Genomic DNA, 807 nt, shown 5'->3' on the forward strand with positions numbered 1-807 from the left:
GTCAAATGGAGTGTGCAGCAGAGAGCAAGAGCTGGAGATCCACAAACGGTCGCCCAGTTTGGCTTGCAGAGGCTCAACAGTTTCCAAAACTTTGTTCAGGTTGGCGCGCCAAATGTTGCGGCCGTCGATAACGCCGGCAGACAGAACTTTGTCGTAGTCGGCAAATGCGTCCAGTTGCTCAGGGGCGCGTACCAAGTCGATGTGCAGGCCGTCAACAGGCAGGGATTTCAGCAAAGCAGCGTGTTCGGCAACAGAACCGAAGTAAGTGCTCAACAGGATTTTGGCGCTTACTTTGCTCAAAGTAGCGTAAACGTCTTTGTATGCTTCTACCCATTCTTTAGGCAGGTCAACAGTCAAAGCTGGCTCGTCGATTTGAATCCACTCGGCACCGGCTTCAACCAAAGCAGTCAGGATTTCAACGTAAACAGGCAACAGTTTAGGCAACAGGCTCAGACGGTCGAATTCAACGGCGCCTTTTTCTTTACCCACCCACAGGAAAGTCAACGGACCAACAACGGTCGGTTTGGCTTTCAGGCCCAAAGCTTGGGCTTCTTGCAGCTGTTGAACGTAGTGTTTGGCGTTGGCTTTGAATTCGGTATCGGCGTGGAATTCAGGCACCAAGTAGTGGTAGTTGGTGTCGAACCATTTGGTCATTTCGATAGCGAATTGGTCTTTGTTACCACGCGCCAGTTGGAAGAATTGTTCCAAAGACAGGTTTTGGCTGTCGAAGCCGAAGCGGGCAGGGATGGCACCGGTAGCAACTTGCAGGTCGAGGATGTGGTCGTAGAAAGTGAAATCGCCTACGGC

General features: G+C 51.7%; 1 pseudogene. It reads right to left on the reverse strand.

From position 1 onward, the window contains the following. Positions 1–807: pseudogene (locus tag ACTHUR_RS13185) on the reverse strand (5-methyltetrahydropteroyltriglutamate--homocysteine S-methyltransferase); the annotation flags it as partial.

The sequence above is a fragment of the Neisseria sp. P0021.S007 genome (assembly GCF_051956855.1).